At 57.0% G+C, this 17,687-nt stretch carries 24 protein-coding genes and 1 pseudogene; 10 read left to right on the top strand and 15 right to left on the bottom strand.

Going from position 1 to position 17,687, the window contains the following annotated elements; genetic code table 11:
* Window positions 1-49: 49 nt before the first annotated feature.
* Both A3L12_RS05935 and A3L12_RS05930 read right to left on the bottom strand, forming a co-directional pair.
* Window positions 50-709, bottom strand: a complete 660-nt coding sequence (locus A3L12_RS05935; RefSeq protein ID WP_088882764.1) for a 16S rRNA methyltransferase — start codon at window positions 707-709, stop codon at window positions 50-52.
* A 114-nt stretch (window positions 710-823) separates the two neighbouring features.
* Window positions 824-1,315 (bottom strand): annotated as a pseudogene (locus tag A3L12_RS05930) (saccharopine dehydrogenase family protein); the annotation flags it as partial.
* 59 nt (window positions 1,316-1,374) lie between these two features.
* Here A3L12_RS05930 and A3L12_RS05925 point away from each other — a divergent pair.
* Window positions 1,375-1,953 carry a metallophosphoesterase gene (locus A3L12_RS05925; RefSeq protein WP_088882763.1) on the top strand — a complete coding sequence of 193 codons (579 nt, stop codon included), beginning with the start codon at window positions 1,375-1,377 and terminating at the stop codon, window positions 1,951-1,953.
* Window positions 1,953-2,933, top strand: coding sequence for a hypothetical protein (locus A3L12_RS05920; protein ID WP_088882762.1), 981 nt, complete (start codon window positions 1,953-1,955; stop codon window positions 2,931-2,933). The genes A3L12_RS05925 and A3L12_RS05920 overlap by 1 nt, the downstream gene beginning before the upstream one ends.
* Here A3L12_RS05920 and A3L12_RS05915 read toward each other — a convergent pair.
* Window positions 2,920-3,849 (bottom strand): RsmB/NOP family class I SAM-dependent RNA methyltransferase, encoded by a 930-nt coding sequence (locus A3L12_RS05915; protein WP_088882761.1) that lies wholly within the window; start codon window positions 3,847-3,849, stop codon window positions 2,920-2,922. The two genes, A3L12_RS05920 and A3L12_RS05915, sit on opposite strands and share 14 nt — an antisense overlap.
* Window positions 3,850-3,912: 63 nt before the next feature.
* Window positions 3,913-4,860 carry an ornithine carbamoyltransferase gene (gene argF / locus A3L12_RS05910; RefSeq protein ID WP_088882760.1) on the bottom strand — a complete coding sequence of 316 codons (948 nt, stop codon included), beginning with the start codon at window positions 4,858-4,860 and terminating at the stop codon, window positions 3,913-3,915.
* Window positions 4,861-5,062: 202 nt separating this feature from the next.
* Between argF and A3L12_RS05905 the strand changes: the two genes are divergently transcribed.
* A complete protein-coding gene (locus A3L12_RS05905; RefSeq protein ID WP_088882759.1) occupies window positions 5,063-5,578 on the top strand; it encodes a DUF996 domain-containing protein in 516 nt (171 codons plus the stop codon).
* Window positions 5,579-5,702: 124 nt separating this feature from the next.
* Entirely contained in the window at window positions 5,703-6,452 is a 750-nt protein-coding gene (gene thyX / locus A3L12_RS05900; RefSeq protein ID WP_088883233.1) for an FAD-dependent thymidylate synthase, read from the top strand.
* A gap of 11 nt (window positions 6,453-6,463) precedes the next feature.
* Here thyX and A3L12_RS05895 read toward each other — a convergent pair whose 3' ends face one another.
* On the bottom strand, window positions 6,464-6,964 hold the full coding sequence (locus A3L12_RS05895; protein WP_088882758.1) for an HIT domain-containing protein: 501 nt from the start codon (window positions 6,962-6,964) through the stop codon (window positions 6,464-6,466).
* Between the two features lie 120 nt (window positions 6,965-7,084).
* Here A3L12_RS05895 and A3L12_RS05890 point away from each other — a divergent pair, with 120 nt between their 5' ends.
* Complete coding sequence (locus A3L12_RS05890) at window positions 7,085-8,320, top strand: 2,3-bisphosphoglycerate-independent phosphoglycerate mutase (RefSeq protein ID WP_088882757.1); 1,236 nt, start codon at window positions 7,085-7,087, stop codon at window positions 8,318-8,320.
* Between the two features lie 66 nt (window positions 8,321-8,386).
* Entirely contained in the window at window positions 8,387-9,205 is an 819-nt protein-coding gene (locus A3L12_RS05885; protein WP_088882756.1) for an aldo/keto reductase, read from the top strand.
* A 1-nt stretch (window position 9,206) separates the two neighbouring features.
* On the opposite strand, the gene A3L12_RS05880 is transcribed toward A3L12_RS05885, so the two are convergent.
* From A3L12_RS05880 to A3L12_RS05835, 10 genes are all read right to left on the bottom strand, one after another.
* A complete protein-coding gene (locus A3L12_RS05880) occupies window positions 9,207-9,932 on the bottom strand; it encodes a tRNA-binding protein (RefSeq protein ID WP_088882755.1) in 726 nt (241 codons plus the stop codon).
* Window positions 9,850-10,968, bottom strand: a complete 1,119-nt coding sequence (locus A3L12_RS05875; protein WP_232462876.1) for a tetratricopeptide repeat protein — start codon at window positions 10,966-10,968, stop codon at window positions 9,850-9,852. The genes A3L12_RS05880 and A3L12_RS05875 overlap by 83 nt, the downstream gene beginning before the upstream one ends.
* Before the next feature lie 22 nt (window positions 10,969-10,990).
* Window positions 10,991-11,317, bottom strand: coding sequence for a hypothetical protein (locus tag A3L12_RS05870; RefSeq protein WP_088883232.1), 327 nt, complete (start codon window positions 11,315-11,317; stop codon window positions 10,991-10,993).
* A gap of 42 nt (window positions 11,318-11,359) precedes the next feature.
* Window positions 11,360-12,343 carry a bifunctional oligoribonuclease/PAP phosphatase NrnA gene (locus A3L12_RS05865; protein WP_088882753.1) on the bottom strand — a complete coding sequence of 328 codons (984 nt, stop codon included), beginning with the start codon at window positions 12,341-12,343 and terminating at the stop codon, window positions 11,360-11,362.
* Window positions 12,321-12,653, bottom strand: a complete 333-nt coding sequence (locus A3L12_RS05860) for a DUF3194 domain-containing protein (RefSeq protein WP_088882752.1) — start codon at window positions 12,651-12,653, stop codon at window positions 12,321-12,323. The genes A3L12_RS05865 and A3L12_RS05860 overlap by 23 nt, the downstream gene beginning before the upstream one ends.
* A 26-nt stretch (window positions 12,654-12,679) precedes the next feature.
* Entirely contained in the window at window positions 12,680-13,030 is a 351-nt protein-coding gene (locus tag A3L12_RS05855; protein ID WP_088882751.1) for a prefoldin subunit beta, read from the bottom strand.
* Window positions 13,031-13,096: 66 nt separating this feature from the next.
* Complete coding sequence (locus A3L12_RS05850; protein WP_088882750.1) at window positions 13,097-13,369, bottom strand: KEOPS complex subunit Pcc1; 273 nt, start codon at window positions 13,367-13,369, stop codon at window positions 13,097-13,099.
* Window positions 13,318-13,953 carry a ribosomal biogenesis protein gene (locus tag A3L12_RS05845; protein WP_088882749.1) on the bottom strand — a complete coding sequence of 212 codons (636 nt, stop codon included), beginning with the start codon at window positions 13,951-13,953 and terminating at the stop codon, window positions 13,318-13,320. The genes A3L12_RS05850 and A3L12_RS05845 overlap by 52 nt, the downstream gene beginning before the upstream one ends.
* A gap of 43 nt (window positions 13,954-13,996) precedes the next feature.
* Complete coding sequence (locus tag A3L12_RS05840; protein WP_088882748.1) at window positions 13,997-14,146, bottom strand: DNA-directed RNA polymerase subunit P; 150 nt, start codon at window positions 14,144-14,146, stop codon at window positions 13,997-13,999.
* A gap of 26 nt (window positions 14,147-14,172) precedes the next feature.
* Window positions 14,173-14,433 carry a 50S ribosomal protein L37ae gene (locus A3L12_RS05835; protein ID WP_088882747.1) on the bottom strand — a complete coding sequence of 87 codons (261 nt, stop codon included), beginning with the start codon at window positions 14,431-14,433 and terminating at the stop codon, window positions 14,173-14,175.
* Between the two features lie 271 nt (window positions 14,434-14,704).
* On the opposite strand from A3L12_RS05835, the gene A3L12_RS05830 reads away from it, so the two are divergent.
* The 4 genes from A3L12_RS05830 (at window position 14,705) to A3L12_RS05815 (ending at window position 17,643) form a co-directional block, all read left to right on the top strand.
* Window positions 14,705-15,202: a hypothetical protein gene (locus A3L12_RS05830; protein WP_088882746.1), complete on the top strand. Its 498-nt coding sequence runs from the start codon at window positions 14,705-14,707 to the stop codon at window positions 15,200-15,202.
* 19 nt (window positions 15,203-15,221) lie between these two features.
* Window positions 15,222-15,482 carry a hypothetical protein gene (locus tag A3L12_RS05825; protein ID WP_088882745.1) on the top strand — a complete coding sequence of 87 codons (261 nt, stop codon included), beginning with the start codon at window positions 15,222-15,224 and terminating at the stop codon, window positions 15,480-15,482.
* A gap of 9 nt (window positions 15,483-15,491) precedes the next feature.
* Complete coding sequence (locus tag A3L12_RS05820; protein WP_088882744.1) at window positions 15,492-16,253, top strand: 7-carboxy-7-deazaguanine synthase QueE; 762 nt, start codon at window positions 15,492-15,494, stop codon at window positions 16,251-16,253.
* Between the two features lie 67 nt (window positions 16,254-16,320).
* Window positions 16,321-17,643, top strand: a complete 1,323-nt coding sequence (locus A3L12_RS05815; RefSeq protein ID WP_088882743.1) for a RuvB-like helicase — start codon at window positions 16,321-16,323, stop codon at window positions 17,641-17,643.
* Window positions 17,644-17,687 lie beyond the last annotated feature (44 nt).

Here is a 17,687-nt window from a genome sequence, read left to right as displayed (position 1 = left end):
GGTAAATGATGAGGGAATATAAAAACATTGTGTAATTTTTCTACCCAATTTAGAGGCTCGCATGCTCAAAATTGACTATAACCTCGTTCACAATCGTCCACGCCATGAGCGGTTCCCGGTAAAGGCTCACCCTCCTACCCGGGATTTTCCTTCTGAAGTCTCCGTGTGGAAAACCCCCAACGATCACGAGGGGATTTTCAAAACCGGAAAGGATCCTCCCGAACTCCCCGGGGTTCACGGGCTCACCCCTCTCGTGCATCACGAAAACCCCGTCAGGATCTATCTCCCTCACCAGCTCCCCGAGGAATCTATCCTCCATCCGGAGCAGTTTAAGGTCCTCCGGGACGGCCCGCCTCTTGAAGAGGCTCTCCATCAACCCCACGAACCGGTTGTAGTTCCTTGGGATCCTCGTTTCTGGATTGATGTAGATAACCTCGTCGTTCCTCGTGTGCACGTAAACCCTCAGCAGACCCTCCCTGCAGGCTATGCTCTCGAGGGCGTTAAGGAGGCAGACGTGGACTATGTCCGGCCTCCCCCGCCTTTCTCCCTCGGGAAGGTTTTTAATGGCGGAATGGTGGTAGGTGGCATCGAGGATCATCTCCTCCGGCCGTTTTCCCCTCCTCTTTGCGTGGCTGAGGATGGCCGGATGTCTGAGGATACTCCCGGGAACAGGTTCGAGCTCCGCCTCAGCTATCACCAGATGGAGCATTCTCCCACCCCTCAAGACTTATTCCCCTATCGGAAAGCTCCCGCGTTATTCTGGTGAAGGTGTCACGACGCATGCCGAGTATCTCCGGTGGAATAACGCCGTACACGCATCCCCCTTCGGCGACCATGTAATCCTGTAATACAGCGGGGGCTTCGGGTTCTTTGGGAGGCCACCCACGTAGATGTAACCTTCCTCAAGCTCGTCCAGTTCGTGGTAGATCCTCCCCATCAGGATGTTGCTGAGGCCCGGGGCGAAGCCGGCATCGAACACCACCGTTATTCCGGCCTCCTCCGCCTCGTGCCGGAGCTCGAGTGGATCCTGCGGCATGAAAGACACGTCCACCATGTCAACCCCTGCCCTTACGGCAGCCTTAACCGCGGAATAACCCAGATCCCCTGGCAGGGTGCCCACGACAAGATCGAAGCCCTTCATGAGGTCGAGAAGGGAATCGAAGTTCGAGGCATCTACCTTAACCGGCGTGGCGAACTCAGAAACGGCCTTTAGCTTGCTATCGCTCACATCTCCGACGTGGACGTTGAAATCATCCTTCATGTCCCATGCAACGGCCCTTCCAACGTTTCCGGCACCGAGAACGAGGACTTTCATTTCAATCCCCTCTTCAGCTGGTGGCAAGGTATATATAAGCCCTGCTCCCACCTTTACAGATGCCCTTCAAAATCTCCCTCTTCAGGAAAAACGTACTGGACCTGCTCTCTTCCTCCGGGGAGAGAAAGGTTATGCACGTAAGCGACACGCCGGAGAGCGTTTACCGCTTCATAGAGAAACTCATAGAAAAGACAGGGCCGGATTACATCGTCCACACCGGGGACGTGGCGGACAACCTAAAGCTTGAGAGAAGGCCGGAGCTGATATCCGAATACAGGGGAGCCCTGAGAAAACTGGCACGCATCCTCAAGGGCTCCGACGCGGTTGTCTACATCGTCCCGGGCAACGAGGACAGCGTTGAGCTCCTTAGGGAGTTTTTCGGGAGGGCGGTGATGAAGCCGGGTAGCGTCATCGATATCGGGGGAAGAAGGTTCGCCCTCGGCCACAGCTGGAGGGACGTTGCCGGGCTCGACGCGGACTTTAAACTCTACGGCCACAACTTCAGGTTAATAGAGGGGGGCCTAAACGGTGTTCTCGGGGTTAACTTCGTTCTCCTTCCCAGCGGGAGGACCTACAGAATAAAATACCCCGGGGGAACGGACTTCGATAGGGGTTACAGAACGTGGAGGGGTATGTGATGAGGGTCCTTCGTTTCGGGCCGTCCATAATCTTCCTTCGAACGTCCCAAATGGAGGCCGTTAAATCGGCGATCTCCCGGCTTTTCGGGGTTGAGGAGATGCCCACCGACAGGGCAATACGGGAGAGCAGGGAGTTTGAGACGATCCTTTTCGTCACCGATGAGTGGGAAAAGGAGACGATCCCTCCCGACACGGCCTTTCTCCTGAGATGTCACACGCCGGCCGTTCTGAGCACGGTGGTGAACAAAAGGCTCCCCGTTGAAAAGGTTCACGTGGAGAGCACGCTGATATTCATGAGAATTCCCGAGAGACTGGAGGAGGGGCTTCAGTTCCTGGTAAAGAAATACGGCGGGGAGATAATGGACATAAGAAGTGCCTTCGATGAAGGGGAAGTCGGAGACACGATAATAGGGGTGACGCGGAAGAAACTCAGCTCGCCAATTGGACCGGAGGACATAGAAAGAGCGGTCCTGATACACAGGGATTTTCTGGAGGTTTACCGCGAACTGACGATCGACGTCCCCCTTCTTCTGCTCAAGCTGATGCCCGGGTGGAAGGAGATCACCATCAAGATCTACGACACGAACAAACGCTACGAGGAGAACGTGGAGAGACTGATGATGGTCATAGAGGACCTCGACTTGGGCTTCGTCGTCGGCGAGGGCTGGGGCTGGGACTACCCGAGGCCCTTTATGCGCGTCCCGATCTACAGGCTCAGGCTCCTCACATGGGAAGATCCCGTGCGCCTCAAGTTCCTCCTCAAGGGCATCGAGTACCTCGAGTACAGAAGGCTCTGCGACATAGACGTTTTTCTCGAGGGGAAGAAGATAAGCTGGACCTCCCTCGGGGATTTCAATTCGAAGTTCGAGCTCGCAAGGGCCGCCCGGGAGGAGTTGGAGAAAAACCTGAGCGAAAACGTCCTCGAGAGACTCCGTGAAATCGAGGCAAAACTGGTCGAGGAAGGGGCTAAAGCTTCCTGAGCTTTGCTATGAAGAAACCGCTCGTGCCGTGTCTGTCGGGGTAAAAACGCCTCGCCTTCGCTATCTCCTCACTCAGTGCTATTCCAAAGGGATTAACAAGAGCCGGCTCGCCGTAGCGGAGGGGCAGGAGCTCAACGTCGAAGCCCTCGAGGGCCCACTGAATCACGAACTCGTTTTCCTCCGGTTCGAGGGAGCAGGTGGAGTAAACCAGAACCCCGCCCCTTTTAAGGACGCTCAACCCCTTTTCGAGGAGCCTCATCTGAAGGCCCTGGCAGAACTTAACGTCATCCATCGTCCTGCTGGCCTTCCGTTCGGGATTCTTGTGTATCGTTCCGCTACCCGTGCAGGGTGCATCGAGGAGTATTCTGTCGAACTCAACCCCGAGCTCGTCTATGTGGAGGGACGAGCCGTGGATCAGCACCGCGTTTATGACCCCAAGGCGGGAAAGGTTCAGCCGGGTTTCCCTCAATCTCTCCTCCTTCACGTCAAAAGCGTAGATTATGCCCCTGTTCTCCATGAGCTGGGCAAGGTGGGACGTTTTCCCGCCGGGGGCCGCGGCCATGTCCGCAACGGTTTCACCGGGCTTCGGATCAAGGGCAACCGCCGGAAACATGGAGCTCGCCTCCTGAACGTAGAGGAGGCCGCTCAGGTACTCTGGTGTGGAGGTTATTGAGAAGGGCTCCCTCGTAAGGCAGAAGCCCTCCCTGATACCGGGAATTCTTTTGAACTGGAATCCCTTCCTGTTGAGGAGTCTGGTGAGTTCCTGAATTTTTGTTCTGAGGGTGTTAACCCGGAAGCACCTCGGAAGGGGTTTTTCCATGGCCTCGGCTATCCTCAAAGCCCTCTCTCCCCAGAGCTCGTAATATCGCTCCGCGAACGTTCTTGAATAGCCGAGACTGAAGAGTCTTTCGATCATGGCCGGGGATTGGAAGGGGGGTTTAAAAGTCTCCCGCCCCGAAGGAAAAGAAAAAGAACGTTATCAAACCTTTATACCACCCATGACGAGGGCCATCAGAGCCTTCTGGGCGTGCAGGCGGTTCTCAGCTTCATCGAAGACGACGCTGTTCGGTGAGTCCACAACCTCATCGGTAACCTCCTCGCCCCTGTGCGCCGGAAGGCAGTGCATGAAGATGTAGTCCGGCTTCGCGTGTTTTACGAGCTCTTTATTGACCTGGAAGGGCATGAATATCTTTCTCCTTTCCTCTGCCTCAGCTTCCTGTCCCATCGAGGCCCAGACGTCCGTGTAGACCACGTCGGCATCCTTAACCGCTTTAACCGGATCGTGGAGAAGCTCGAAGCTTCCACCGCTTTCCGCCGCGTTCTCCTCGGCCCACTTTATTACCTTTTTATCCGGCTCGTAGCCTTCGGGCGTTGCAACCACCACGTTTGCCCCGAGCTTTGTCCCGGCTATCATGAGCGAATGAGCAACGTTGTTCCCGTCGCCGACGTAGACCACTTTAAGGCCCGCTATCCTGCCCTTCTTCTCGAGTATCGTCTGATAGTCCGCAAGGGCCTGGCATGGATGGGAGAAATCGCTGAGCCCGTTGATGACCGGAACACTTCCGTACTTTGCGAGATCCTCCACGTCCCTGTGGGCGTAAACCCTCGCCATTATGCCATCCACGTAGCGGCTGAGAACGCGCGCTGTATCGGCTATGGTTTCACCCCTTCTCAGCTGAAGGTCCTGAGCGTTAAGGTAGAGTCCGTAGCCGCCGAGCTGGTAAATCCCAACCTCAAAGCTTATTCTGGTTCTTGTAGAGGGCTTCTGGAAGATCATTGCGAGGGTCTTCCCCTCGAGAACGCGGTGGGGTTTGCCTATCTTGTTCCAGATCTTCATCATTTCAGCGGTCTTGAGGATTGTTTCAATCTCCTCCCTCGTGAAGTCCTGAAGGCAGAGAACGTCCCTTCCTGCCAGACTAACCACCATGTGCATCACCGTTCGATACTCTCCCGGGATTTTAATAACCCTTTCGTCGGAAAGGATGTCCCGCAATAGAAATCTTTTAAGTGTCAATGCACCCTGACTTTTCAAACGTAACGTTCGGCCTCCCGTGGGACGAAGGTGAAGTTTACTGTTTAAAATCGAAATCTTTTTATACAAAAATTTCTTAAAAAATAAAGGTGATCCTTTGACCGAGATAAGGAACGCAAAACTTATGGGGGGAATAGGCGCCGCCCTGAGCATGATAGGTGGAGTTGCCATCCTGGGCTTTGCAATGAAGGTTCTTGCCGTTAAGGAAATCGCCGAGGCCCTCGGAAAGGAGGAGATATTCAAAAAGTACCTCCTGGGGGTTATACTGTGGTTTATAGGCAGTGTGGGGGCCGCGTTATGGATGACGGGTCTTATTGGAGCCTCTGATATAGGCATGATACTAACGGGCACCATAGGGGTGCTTATCGTCGTGGGGGTGCCCCTCCTCATACTCGGGGGCTGGCTGATGAAGAAGAGCTATGACATGATAGCCGAAGAAACCGGGGTAAAGAAGTTCAGTGACGCGGGAATGGCGTACTTCTTAGGGGGCCTGCTGGCGGTGGTTTTCATCGGCTTTCTGATACTGCTGATAGCGTGGATCCTCGAGATAGTGGCCTTCTTCTCCCTTCCGGATGAGCTTGAGGAACCCGAGGGAACCGCACTCCTCGCTTAACGTTCCCTCTTTAACCTGCCGTGTTGAGCATATTTCCAATTTTTATTCCCAGTAGAATTATCCAACGGGGCACCTTATCGATAAGCTAATAAACTCCTCTCCTCTTTACTCCCGGGTGGCATCTATAAGGGGGAAGATCAGGGTCAGGCTTGTCAACTATACAAAAAAACCAATGGAAACCGTCACATGGGCAGCTCTGATAAGCTACTGGGACGAATGGGAGAGCGAGGCCTTTGAGAGGACAACTATGAGCGATGTGGAAAACCACCTGCCGAGGGTTCTTGGTTACGGGCATGAAAGCATACTCGAGCACGCCGTTCTGACGTTCTCGATAGAGGGCTGCTCAAGGGTTTGCAGCCATCAGCTCGTGAGGCACAGGCTGGCGAGCTACACCCAGCAGAGCCAGAGGTACATCAAACTCAATCCGATGGACGTTGAAGAGACCTTCGTCATCCCCGGGGCCGTAAAAGACCATCCGGAGCTGTATGAGAAGTGGAAGCGTCTTATGAGGGAAGCCATGGAGCTCTACGAGGAGAGTTGCGGGAAGGGAGTTCATCAGGAGGACGCGCGCTTCATCCTTCCTCAGGCGGTGCGCACAAAAATCGTCGTCACGATGAATCTGAGGGAATTGAAGCACTTCCTCGGCCTCAGGGCCTGCGAGAGGGCCCAGTGGGAGATAAGGGAAGTGGCGTGGAAGATGCTCGAGGAGATCGCAAAAAACGAGGAGCTGAGGCCGATTATAGGGTGGGCGAAGCTCGGGCCGAGGTGCGTCCAGCTCGGTTACTGCCCCGAAGGGGAGTTAATGCCGCCGGGCTGCTGGAAGAGGACGAGGGAGAAATGGAAAGCCTTAGCGGGTTCAAAACCGAAGGCTTAGGCTCCTTCACGTCAGGTTTTAGAAGCCCCGACGATCTCATCTATCGCTTTTTTGAGCTCTTCGTACGCTTCATCGAGCGATTCCGGGATGACCTTAGTGTCCGCCACGACGGGCATGAAGTTGGTATCCCCGTTCCACCTCGGCACTATGTGGAGGTGAACGTGGTCGTCTATTCCAGCGCCGGCGACCCTCCCGAGGTTCACGCCCATGTTAAAGCCGTCGGGGTTCATGGTCTTTTTGATGGCCCTTATCATGAGCTGGGACAGTTCCATTATCTCGAGGAGCTCCTCCTTCGTAAGATCCTCCCACCTTCCAGCGTGCCTGTAGGGGGCGATCATGACGTGGCCCGGGTTGTAGGGGTAGTTGTTCATTATCACGAAGGCATAACTTCCGCGGTAAAGGATGAGCCTCTCCCTGTCCCTGTTCTCCTTCGGGAAGTCGCAGAATATGCATCCATCGTGCTTCGGTGAGCGTATGTACTCTATGCGCCACGGTGCCCAGAGGACCTTCATCTCCTCACCTCCAGTGGGAGAACCGGGGAAGGGTTAAAAGCTTTTTGAAGTCCCCCTCCCTCTCAGGATCAGCCGGCAAACCTTTTAACCCCCGACAGCTACCCACTCCGGGTGATACGCATGGAGAAGAGGAAGGGACTTCTCGTGATCCTCGATGGTCTCGGGGACAGACCGGTCAGGGAACTTGGCGGAAAGACCCCCCTTGAGTACGCGGAAACGCCGAACATGGACAGCCTTGCGAGGTCCGGGATCCTCGGCCAGCAGGACCCGATAAAACCCGGTCAGCCGGCGGGAAGCGACACGGCCCATCTAAGCATCTTCGGCTACGATCCCTACAGGGTTTACCGTGGCAGGGGCTTCCTCGAGGCTCTCGGCATCGGGCTGGATCTCAACGAGGACGATCTGGCCTTCAGGGTGAACTTCGCCACCCTCGAAAATGGCATCGTAACGGACAGAAGGGCCGGGAGAATAAGCACTGCGGAGGCCCACGAGCTCGCCAAGGCGGTTCAGGAAAAGGTAAAGCTCCCGGTTGATTTCATCTTCGCGGGGGCCACGGGCCACAGGGCCGTGCTGGTCCTCAGGGGGCTTGCAAGGGGCTACCGCGTTGGGGGGAACGACCCCCACGAAGCGGGTAAACCGCCCCACGAATTCACTTGGGAGGACGAGGAGAGCAGGAAGGTCGCCGGTATACTGGAGGAATTCGTGAGGAAAAGCCACGAGGTCCTCGATGGGCATCCGATAAACCGGGAGCGCAGAAAGGCCGGCAGGCCCGTTGCGAACTACCTCCTCGTGAGGGGAGCCGGGACCCATCCCGACGTCCCGATGAAATTCACCGAACAGTGGGGGGTAAAAGCCGCCGCGATTGTGGCCGTTTCCCTCGTCAGGGGCGTTGCGAGGGCCATAGGGTTCGACGTTTACACCCCGGAGGGTGCGACGGGCGAGTACGATACCGACGCCATGGCGAAAGCGAGGAAGGCCGTCGAGCTCCTCAGGGATTACGACTTCGTGTTCCTCCACTTCAAACCGACCGACGCGGCCGGTCACGACGGCAATCCGGAGAGGAAGGTGGAGATGATAGAGAAAGCCGACAGGATGATAGGTTACATAGTCGACCACGTTAACCTTGAGGAAACCGTCATAGCCATAACCGGCGATCATTCAACGCCCTGTGAGGTCAAGAACCACAGCGGGGATCCCGTGCCGCTCCTGATGGCAGGAGGTGGCGTTAGGAGGGACCACACGGAGGGCTTCGGCGAGCGCGAGTGCATGCGCGGGGGCCTCGGAAGGATCAGGGGGCACGACATCGTTCCGATAATGATGGACCTCATGAACAGGAGCGTAAAGTTCGGGGCCTGAGCGCTTTCTCCTTTCATCTCGACATGTTTATATTCTTCTTTGACAACTCTTTTACCGGTGATGAAGATGAAGGATATGAAGGTTATAGGCGATGACAGGGTAACCTCCATAGGGATGGGCACATGGGGCATCGGAGGAAGGGAGACCGCCGATCACTCGAGAGACGGGGAGAGCGTTGAGGTCCTCCGCCACGGCCTCGAGCTCGGGATAAACCTCATAGACACGGCCGAGTTCTACGGTGCGGGCCACAGCGAGGAACTCGTCGGCATGGCCATCAAAGGGTTCCCCCGGGAGGACATCTTCATCATCAGCAAGGTCTGGCCGACCCACTTCGGATACGAGGAGGCGAAGAAAGCGGCAAGGGCCAGTGCCAGACGCCTTGGAACGTACATAGACCTGTACCTCCTCCACTGGCCGGTGGATGACTTTGGAAAGATTGAGGCGACGCTCCACGCCCTCGAAGATCTGGTGGATGAAGGACTCATAAGGTACGTGGGCGTTAGCAACTTCGATCTGGAGCTCCTGAAGAGAAGTCAGGAGGCCATGAGGAGGTACGAGATAGTCGCCAACGAGGTTAAGTACTCCCTGAAAGACCGCTGGCCCGAAGACAGCGGGCTCCTCGACTACATGAAGCGGGATGGGATTGCCCTCATAGCCTACACCCCGCTGGAGAAGGGCTCCCTCGCGATGAACGAATGCCTCGCCGGGATCGGGAGGAACTACGGAAAGAGCGCGGCTCAGGTTGCCCTTAACTACCTCATATGGAACGACAACGTCGTGGCCATTCCAAAGGCGGGAAGAAAGGAACACGTTGAGGAAAACGCCGGTGCGATGGGCTGGAGGCTCTCAAAGGAGGACAGGGAAAGGGCCCGGAGATGCGTCTGATTCAGCCCTGAAGGAAGGCCTCCACCAGATTCCGCGTCTCTTTAAAGGCCTCGATGGGAACCCCCCTTGGAAGTCCCCCGACTTCCCCCTTAACGTTTTTCAGAACGCCCTCACCGGCCCCGAGGAACATCCCCTCGCTGACAACCCCCCGGAAGTTCGCGGGAGGAAGCAGGGCCACGGCGACGCGGTCGCCTTCCTTAACGCTCAGATCGTTGGTAACCACGGTTACGGCCCTCTCACCGATGTTAACGTTCGTTATCAGAAGCCTGTCCGCGTTCGGATGCCTTCCAACGCTCATTACCTCGCCGGCCTTTATGTCCACGGCTATGACGGGATCGTTTATCTTCCCGAGCTTCAGGCGATCGTCGAGGTTCAGGATGGTGTTCAGGAAGAACCTTATCTTAGCTACCGCTTCCTCGACCTTCTCGCGCTCGTTCCCCCGGGCCAGACTGAGGAATTTGTGGTACCAGTCCTCCCCTCCGAGGGCCTCGATTATGCCTTCGGCCTTCTCCTTCAGGGCCCGCATCTGGGGGGTATCCACGAGTTCCTGAGGCTCGAGGTAGGAGTAACGCATTGCCTGTATCTCGGGTATCATCTCCCTGGCGAGCTGGGTGGCCCGCTTCTTGTCCCACTTGCCCTTGAACTTAGCCCCCTCGATCGTCTTCAGGAACAGTTCCACCGCCTTCTCCGCCACCAGCAGACGGTAATCCTTGCTCGTGTCCCACACCTTCTTCACCCTCCAGAACTTTCAGAAGGCGCTTCTTAACGCTTTCGTCCCCTATCGCCTCGGCTATGGACAGGGCTCTGGACATCTCACCCCTGCGGGCGTAGGAAAGGGCTATCTCACCGAGCAGCTCCGAGGCCGTTCCCTCATCCCTTATAAGGCCGGCTATTATCATGGGCTCCCTGAGGAAGCCTATGCGGAGGAACCTCTCCCCGATACCCCTGAGCTCCCCATCCCCCGGTTTGAACTTGCCCACCAGCATTATCTCAAGGGCATCCTCGAAGGTCCTCCTCCCGAGCTGCAGGTTACCGTGGAGGAAGAGCCAGTAGGAAAGCTCGAGCATCGAGATGGCCCTCTCCTCCAGCGGGAGAAAGCGCATCATCTCAACGGCCCGCTCAACCTCGCCCCTCTCGAGGAGTTCCTCAACTACGTTCTTTCCCCTCTTCAAAACGTCCCTTACGAGCTCCATCTTCTCCTCAAGGTGTCTGGCCTGAAGTGTGAAGCGGAGGGAGGAGTAAACGTCCCTTGCGAGTCTGTAAAAGTCGATGGCCATCCCGTTGGGTATTTCATCGGCGCTCTTCTCCACGAGCCTCGCCACCGTTATGAGGGATGACACCGATGCGGAGTAGGCCCTCGACGTCTGCAACAACTCGATGGCCTTCCCGAAAAGCTCGAGGGCCTCGCTGTACCTGTCAGATAGAACGAGGTTCCTCGCTATCCCGGCCAGAACCTCGCCCCTCAACCTCGCGGAGCCTATCGATCCGGCCAGCTCGATGGCCTCCTCAAAGTAAATCCCGGCATCGTGATCCCTGTCGAGGGTGTAGAGCGCCCTTCCCAGAATGGCGTACGCGAGCGCCCTTTCCGGGGCACTTCTCAAGGGCTCGATCGTGTCGAGCATTTTTGAGAGAACCTCCTCCCGGGGGAAGGCCGACAGGATCTTCGCAAGGGCAACGAGCCTTTTTAACGGGTTTTCGATCTCAAGGGCCCCCTTCAGGGCACCCCTGTAATCGCCCCGGGAGATGTAACCTTCAACTTCCACGGAAACCACCGACCGGGGAAGGCTAACCCTTCACCCTTTCATCCCACCGTTCGAGCATCGTGTCGAGGGCGAGCAGGTTGTTGAGCCTGAGGCGAACCTTTCCCCTCTCCCAGTCTATCGAGCCCCTGAACTCGTTGAGAAGGGAGAAGACCTTCTCAGCTTCCTTTGCCGGGAGGTTCCTTCCGTAGAACTCCTCACCGCAGCTGGGACACTTAAAGACGAACTCTTCGAAGGCTTTCATGAACTTCTCACCGTCGCTGAAGACCTCACGGGCGTTCTCCATGGTGAGCATCTGCTCGATGAGCCCGGCCCAGTCAAGGGGCGCCCCACAGAGCGGGCATCTGGCCAACTTCATCACCCCACCCCACTACGCGGCGGTCGTTTTAAACGTTTATCCCAGTTCACTCAGGGCCCTCTCTATCTCCTTCAGGATCAGCTTTATCGCCCCGTCGAGGTTGGATCTGCCGTTCGCCCCGGCCGCCCCGGCGTGCCCTCCCCCCGAGCCATCTATCAGCGGTCCGACCTTCTCCATTATCCTGCCGAGGTGAAGGCCCTTCCTGACGAGGCTTTCCCGGGCCCTTGCGGAGATTCTAACGCCTCCCTTCTCGCTACCAACCACGGCCACATCCGCCCCGAGCTGGATGAAGACCTTGCAGGCGAGGGATTCGTAGGCGGAAACCCTTGAAACGGCTATCAGATACCCCCTGAACTTCCTCAGCTCCATCCTCTGGCAGGCCTTGAGGACGGCCGCACGTTTCGAGTGCTCAACGTTTTCCCCGCTTGCAGGAGCAACGAGCTGGAGGATCTCCCCCATCCCAATCGGGAAAAGATCGAGCATCTCGCTCACGGCCCTAAACGTCCGGGCGTTTGCAAATCGGAAGTTCGCGGTATCCGTAACGATTCCGGCCAGAAGTGCCCTAACGGCGTTCTCATCGGCAAAACGGAAGTACTTGAAGAGCTCCCATACAACCTCAGCGGTGGAGGTCCGGGAGGAATCGACGACGGTTATGTCGGCCCTGATGGGTCCCTCCTTCTCCATGTGGTGATCTATGACGATGAGCACCCTATCATCAGGAATTTCAATCGGCTCGAGCTGTTCCGGGGACGAGGTATCAAAAACTATGATAACTTCCTCCAGAACCCGGGGGTTTTTTTCGACCGGAACGGGCGAAAGGGTTAGCATCCTCCGGGCGTAGGAGGACACGCTCTGGGGTATCCCTATCCTCACCCTCTCCACGCCGATGGATTTGAGGTAGATGGCAAAGGCTATGGCCGAGCCGAGTGAATCGGGATCGGCGTTGTGATGACAGAGCAGAAGAAAGGACCTGTCCCTCGATTTCTCGAGGAAGCGCTTAAGCTTTATCTTTCCTTTCATCGGCGATCTCCCTTAATCTCCTCTCAACGGCATCGTAAGCCCTCTCGAGGGCCTCGTTAACGAGCCTCTCCACATCGATCCTGACGAAAACCGGAACCTCAAGGTAAACCTCAACCTCAAGATCAAGGGTTTCCCCGCGGTTTATCCTCGTCGTGACCTCTATGTCCTTAACCTCACTCCCCCTGAGGACGCTGAAAACGTGCCCGATTACGGTTTCCTGTGCGAGCTCGCCCACCTCCACGATCTCCTCCTCGCTGAGCTCGGGCAGACCTATGTTGACCACGCCCCTCCTTCCCTGCCTTTCCGCCATTCCTCTCACCCCAAAAAGGTAAAGGATCAACCCGCCGCGGGTCTGAGGGCGGACTGTACCTTCGCCGTGAGCTCCTTGAGCCTCTCGTTGAGCTTCTTCTCCTGCCTCTCAAGGGCGTTGAAACGAACCTCGAGGGTCTCTATGTTCTCCCTGAGCTCCTCGATTGCCCTATTCCTGTCCGTCTTCACCATGAGGGTCCCCACGGTTTTGTACACCGTGCTTCCCTCATCGATCTTCTCGAGCTCTTCAAGGGCCTTCTTTGCCTCGTTAAGCTCGAGCTGGACCTTCTGCTTCTGCTGGATGACGAGCTGAAGCTGCTGCTGGTAACCTTCAAGCTGGCCGAGCATGGCCTGAACCTGAGGTGGAACGTTCTGCATAACCAACACCTCCCCTTCAATGTCCGGTTAGAATAAGCCCGCAGGTTTAAGAAAGTTTGGGAAGCATTACAGCTCAATGGAGTTAACCGCCACGGCGATCCATCTGAGGTAGGAGTTGAGCGTTCCCCTCAAAGCTGAGTTGTCCCTGGCAGTGAACCTAAGGATTATCCTCCTCCCCTCCCGGAGGAACTCCACCCTGCTCCTCCTGTAGGGGACGGAATCGTGCTCGTAAAGAACGCTCTCGTAAACTATTCTCGCGGTCTCCTCATCGGGAAAAGAGAGCTCTATCAGGCCTTCGATCGGCCACTCCTCCGGGGAAGGGCTTCCTTGTAGTCCCATCTTCTTCCGTCCTCCATTATCCATATCTTGACGAGAACGAGGGGACCAACGGCCCTTTCCCTCGTTACGTCGAGGCGGTAGAAGTTGACGGCCATGCCCCTCGGGTAGTTCTCCACGACCCCCACGACGTCGGTGTTGTTCTTCCCGGCTATCGTCTCGATGCTCCCCTTCCCCCGGGGAACGAACTTCCCGCCGGTCAGCTCAGCAAAGGCCCGGGCGAAGGCCATATGATCCACCCCGACCCTCTTTGCCGTGGTTACCACGAAGGGCATCTCCTCGCGTATGGGCCTGAGGTTCCTGAAACCGATCTCCCGCTGGAGCTTTATCCCGTGGAGGTAGAGGTAGCCGAGGTAACCCCAGTCCTCCGGATCGACCCTGATGAAGGTCATCTTCAGGGGGTTGCCCTTCCAGACGTTGATTATCAGAAGCCTCTCGTAGTTCCTGTCGTAGGCCTCCATGAGCAGATCCTGCAGGGTCTTCTTACCCCGGGTCAGGTAGAGGGAACCCGGAAAGACCCTCTCAAGATCGTGTCCGAAGCTCCTCGTCCGCCTCGTAGGCCTGTGGGAGGTGGTTATCAGCATCATAGTCCTCACTCAAAACCTTCAGGCTGTATGGATAACGAAAGAATCAGATGGCCTTTACGCGCCGGGCCACCCGGGGCCGGGGCTTGTAGAGTATCCTGCTGCCGCAGTAGGGGCAGCGAACTTCCCTTGCGGTCTCGAGGTCGAGCTCGACTTCCTTCCCGCACTTTGCACAGCGGTAAACGGCCAGCACCATGCCCATCACCCGGATGAAAAAGGGCATCAGACCTTGGAGGCCATGACGCGCTTGGCTACCCTGCCGGCCGGAGTCGTCGGGAGGTAGGCTCCACCGGCGAAGGTGGCACCGCACTTCTGGCACTGCCATATGCCAGTGCTTATCCTCCTAACGGCCTTCCTTCCGCAGACCGGACAGACGTGCTTCTGCTTCATCCTGGCCTCGACGGCCGCCACCCTTCTTCTGATCTTGAGACCGTACCTCGGGCCGTATCTTCCCGCGGAACCAACCTTGGTAGTCCTTCCCATGAGCATCACCCCTTAAGCTAACCCTCTTTCACGACTGGAAACCTCTTTCAGGGGACGTTTTATAAACCTTTGCCCGAAAAATGTAAGGACCCCTAAGTTCACAGGTTTGAACTTCTCCCTTTAAAACCATCAGGACGATAGAAAGCGGGGGGCCGTTCGGACTGTCGCCCCCCTGGGGGTCCCGAGGTCATCGCAACCCGGAACTCCTCGGGCAGTCCCTTTACGCATAAAACCTTATAACGTTTTGGCCGACCTATGGTTGGTGCGAAACATGGCTGGAACCGTGAGCAAGGTAATTCGCTTCAGGGACGAGGAGGAGTTCATCGACGATGTGGGCGAGGCAATGGAGATCTTCTCCCGTCTGGCGGTTAAATACGGCCACAACCCGGTGGAGGGGATAATCCTCTGGGATTACGTCGGTGTCCGGGACAGAGAGGGTGTGAAAGTTTTTCGAGTGGGCGAGTTCTCCCGGCTCAGGGGGACGCTCGATCTTGACCCTGAGACGCTGGAGGTTATGGAACGCCACTTCGATGAGATGAAGGGGAGGGACGATCTCGGGGTGGAGGACATCGCCCGTCTCGTGGACCTTCTCAACGAGGAGCTCGGGGAGGAGATGGTCTACTACGAGGCCTACGACCTCGGTCTCGAGAGGAACACTGCCTACATAATCCTCAACCTGCCCAACCTGGCCTACCTCGACGGCATTCTTGAGGGAGATGAAAGGGAGGACTTCGAGAGGGCCGTTAAGCTGTTGATTAAGTACGTTTAGTCCCCCCGGGGGTGAGGGAGTGCTTTTCAAGAAGAGGGGAACTTTTACGGAGGAGGACGCGAGGAAGGTCGTGGAGTTCGTGAGCCAGAGGCCCGGGGAGAGGGAGATAATAGTGATGGCCGAGAGGGTTACGGACGAAGCCCGGAGAAGGCTCTGGGACTACTCGAACGCCGTGAGGCTCATGGCGAGCCTTAGGGGGGAGGAGAGGGAGGTAAGGGTCGAGATACTCGAGGGGTACGTGAGCGAAAGGGTCCGGGGCGTTGACGTTGAGGAACTGTGAGGTGTCGGTATGAGGCTGATCATGGCCGAGGTCTTCAACAGCTGGCAGGGTGAGGGGGGAAGCGTTGAAGGTTCGGCCTTCGGCAGGAGGCAGATCTTCGTCAGGTTTGCGGGCTGTGATCTTAACTGCCTCTGGTGCGATTCCCGGGAGTACATCGACGCGTCGCGGGTTTCCCGGTGGAGGCGGGAGGTCGAGCCCTTCACGGGCAGGTTCGAGTATAGGCGGAACCCGGCCTCGCTCGAAGAGGTTGTGGAATCCGTCCTGAACCTCGACACTGGGGACGTTCACTCCATAAGCTACACGGGCGGAGAACCCACCCTCCAGATCGGGCCCCTGAAGGCCCTCATGGGCGAGATGAAGGAGCTCGGCTTCGACAACTTCCTCGAAACCCACGGGGGACTTCCAGAGTTTGTTGGGGAGGTTGCTGAGCTCACTGACTACGCGAGCGTTGACGTAAAGGACGAGAGCGCCCGGGCAACGCCCGACTGGAGGGGCCTCGTTCTGAGGGAGGTCGAGAGCATCAGGATACTGAAGAGGGCCGGAGCTAAGGTTTACGCCAAGCTCGTGGTGACCCCGCGGACGAGGGTCGAGAACGTCCGCTGGTACGCGGAACTTTTGAAGGGCCTCGCCCCCCTCGTGATACAGCCGAAGGAACCCATGGAGATGAGTCAGGGGGAGCTCATGGACATGTACCGCGAGGCGGCGCTGATCCTCGGCCGGAAGAACGTTGGTCTGAGCTTTCAGGTCCACAAGTACCTCAACGTCCTTTGAGCGTCAAATTTTTAAGCCCCAGCCTTTAGTAACCTCCGGAAACATTAAGTCGAAAGGAGGTGAAGCCATGCCCGTGATAGAGGAGGTGGCACCGAGGAGGTTCGAGAGAGTCGGCATGCATTCGCACATAAGGGGCCTTGGACTGGATGATAAGGGAAGGGCGCGCTTCATAGCCGATGGAATGGTCGGGCAGACGAAGGCAAGGGAGGCCGCGGGGATAGCGGTCGAGCTGATCAAGAGGGGCAAGCTCGCCGGAAAGGGAATCCTCCTCGTCGGCCCGACGGGCAGCGGTAAGACGGCCATAGCCATGGGAATAGCGAGGGAGCTCGGCGAGGACGTTCCCTTCGTCCAGATAGCCGGGAGCGAGATCTACTCAACGGAGGTCAAGAAGACGGAGTTCCTCAAGGAGGCCCTGAGACGCGCGATTGGTGTTAGGATAAGCGAGGAGAGAAAGGTCTACGAGGGCGAGGTGAAGGAGATCAGGATAAACAGGGCCAAGCACCCCCTCAACCCCTACGCCGAGGTCCCGCAGGATGTGGTCATAACGCTGCGCACGAAGGACGACGAGAAAACGATCCGGGCCGGGAGGGAGATAGCCTACCAGCTCCTCGAGATGGGCGTTGAAGAGGGCGACGTCATACAGATAGACGCAGAAACCGGCAGGATCTCCAAGATCGGAACGACCAGAGAGGAGGAGGGCCTCTTCCTGAAACGCAGGGTGAACCTTCCCGGCGGTACGGTCCTCAAGATAAAGGAGTTCACCTACACGGTTACGCTTCACGATCTGGACGTCGCCAACGCCCGCGGTAACATAATCGGCATGCTCTTCAGCACGGGCATGGAGATAGACGACGAGATAAGGCGGAGGGTTGATGAAACCGTCAAGAAGTGGGTTGAGGAAGGAAAGGCCAGCCTCGTTCCGGGGGTTCTCTTCATCGACGAGTGTCATATGCTCGACATAGAGGCCTTCTCCTTCCTCGCGAGGGCCATGGAGAGCGATCTGGCGCCCATCCTCATCCTCGCCACCAACAGGGGGAAAACGAAGATAAGGGGCACCGAAATCGAGGCACCGCACGGCATACCCATAGACATGCTCGACAGACTGCTCATAATCAACACCGCCCCCTACAACAGGGACGAGATCAGGGAGATCGTTAAAATCCGTGCCCGGGAGGAGAAGATCGAGGTGGACGAGGAGGCCGTGGAGTATCTGGCTGACCTCGGGGAGAAGACGAGCCTGCGCTACGCCGTACAGCTTCTGGGCCCGGCAAGCGTGCTCGCCGGAGGTGGAAAAATACGCAGGGAGCACGTGGAAAGGGCCAGGGACTACTTCGCTGACCTCAGGAGGAGCATTAAGTTCGTCGAGGAGCTCGAGGGAATGCTCAGCTGACCCCTTTCTATTTCATCCCCTCATCTCTCAGTTACGTAGGCAAT

The sequence above is a fragment of the Thermococcus sp. P6 genome, from assembly GCF_002214525.1.
In the GTDB taxonomy this organism is placed as follows: Archaea; Methanobacteriota_B; Thermococci; order Thermococcales; family Thermococcaceae; genus Thermococcus.
Note: the sequence above shows the minus strand (reverse complement) of the source record. Positions and strands in the feature narration are given on the sequence as shown.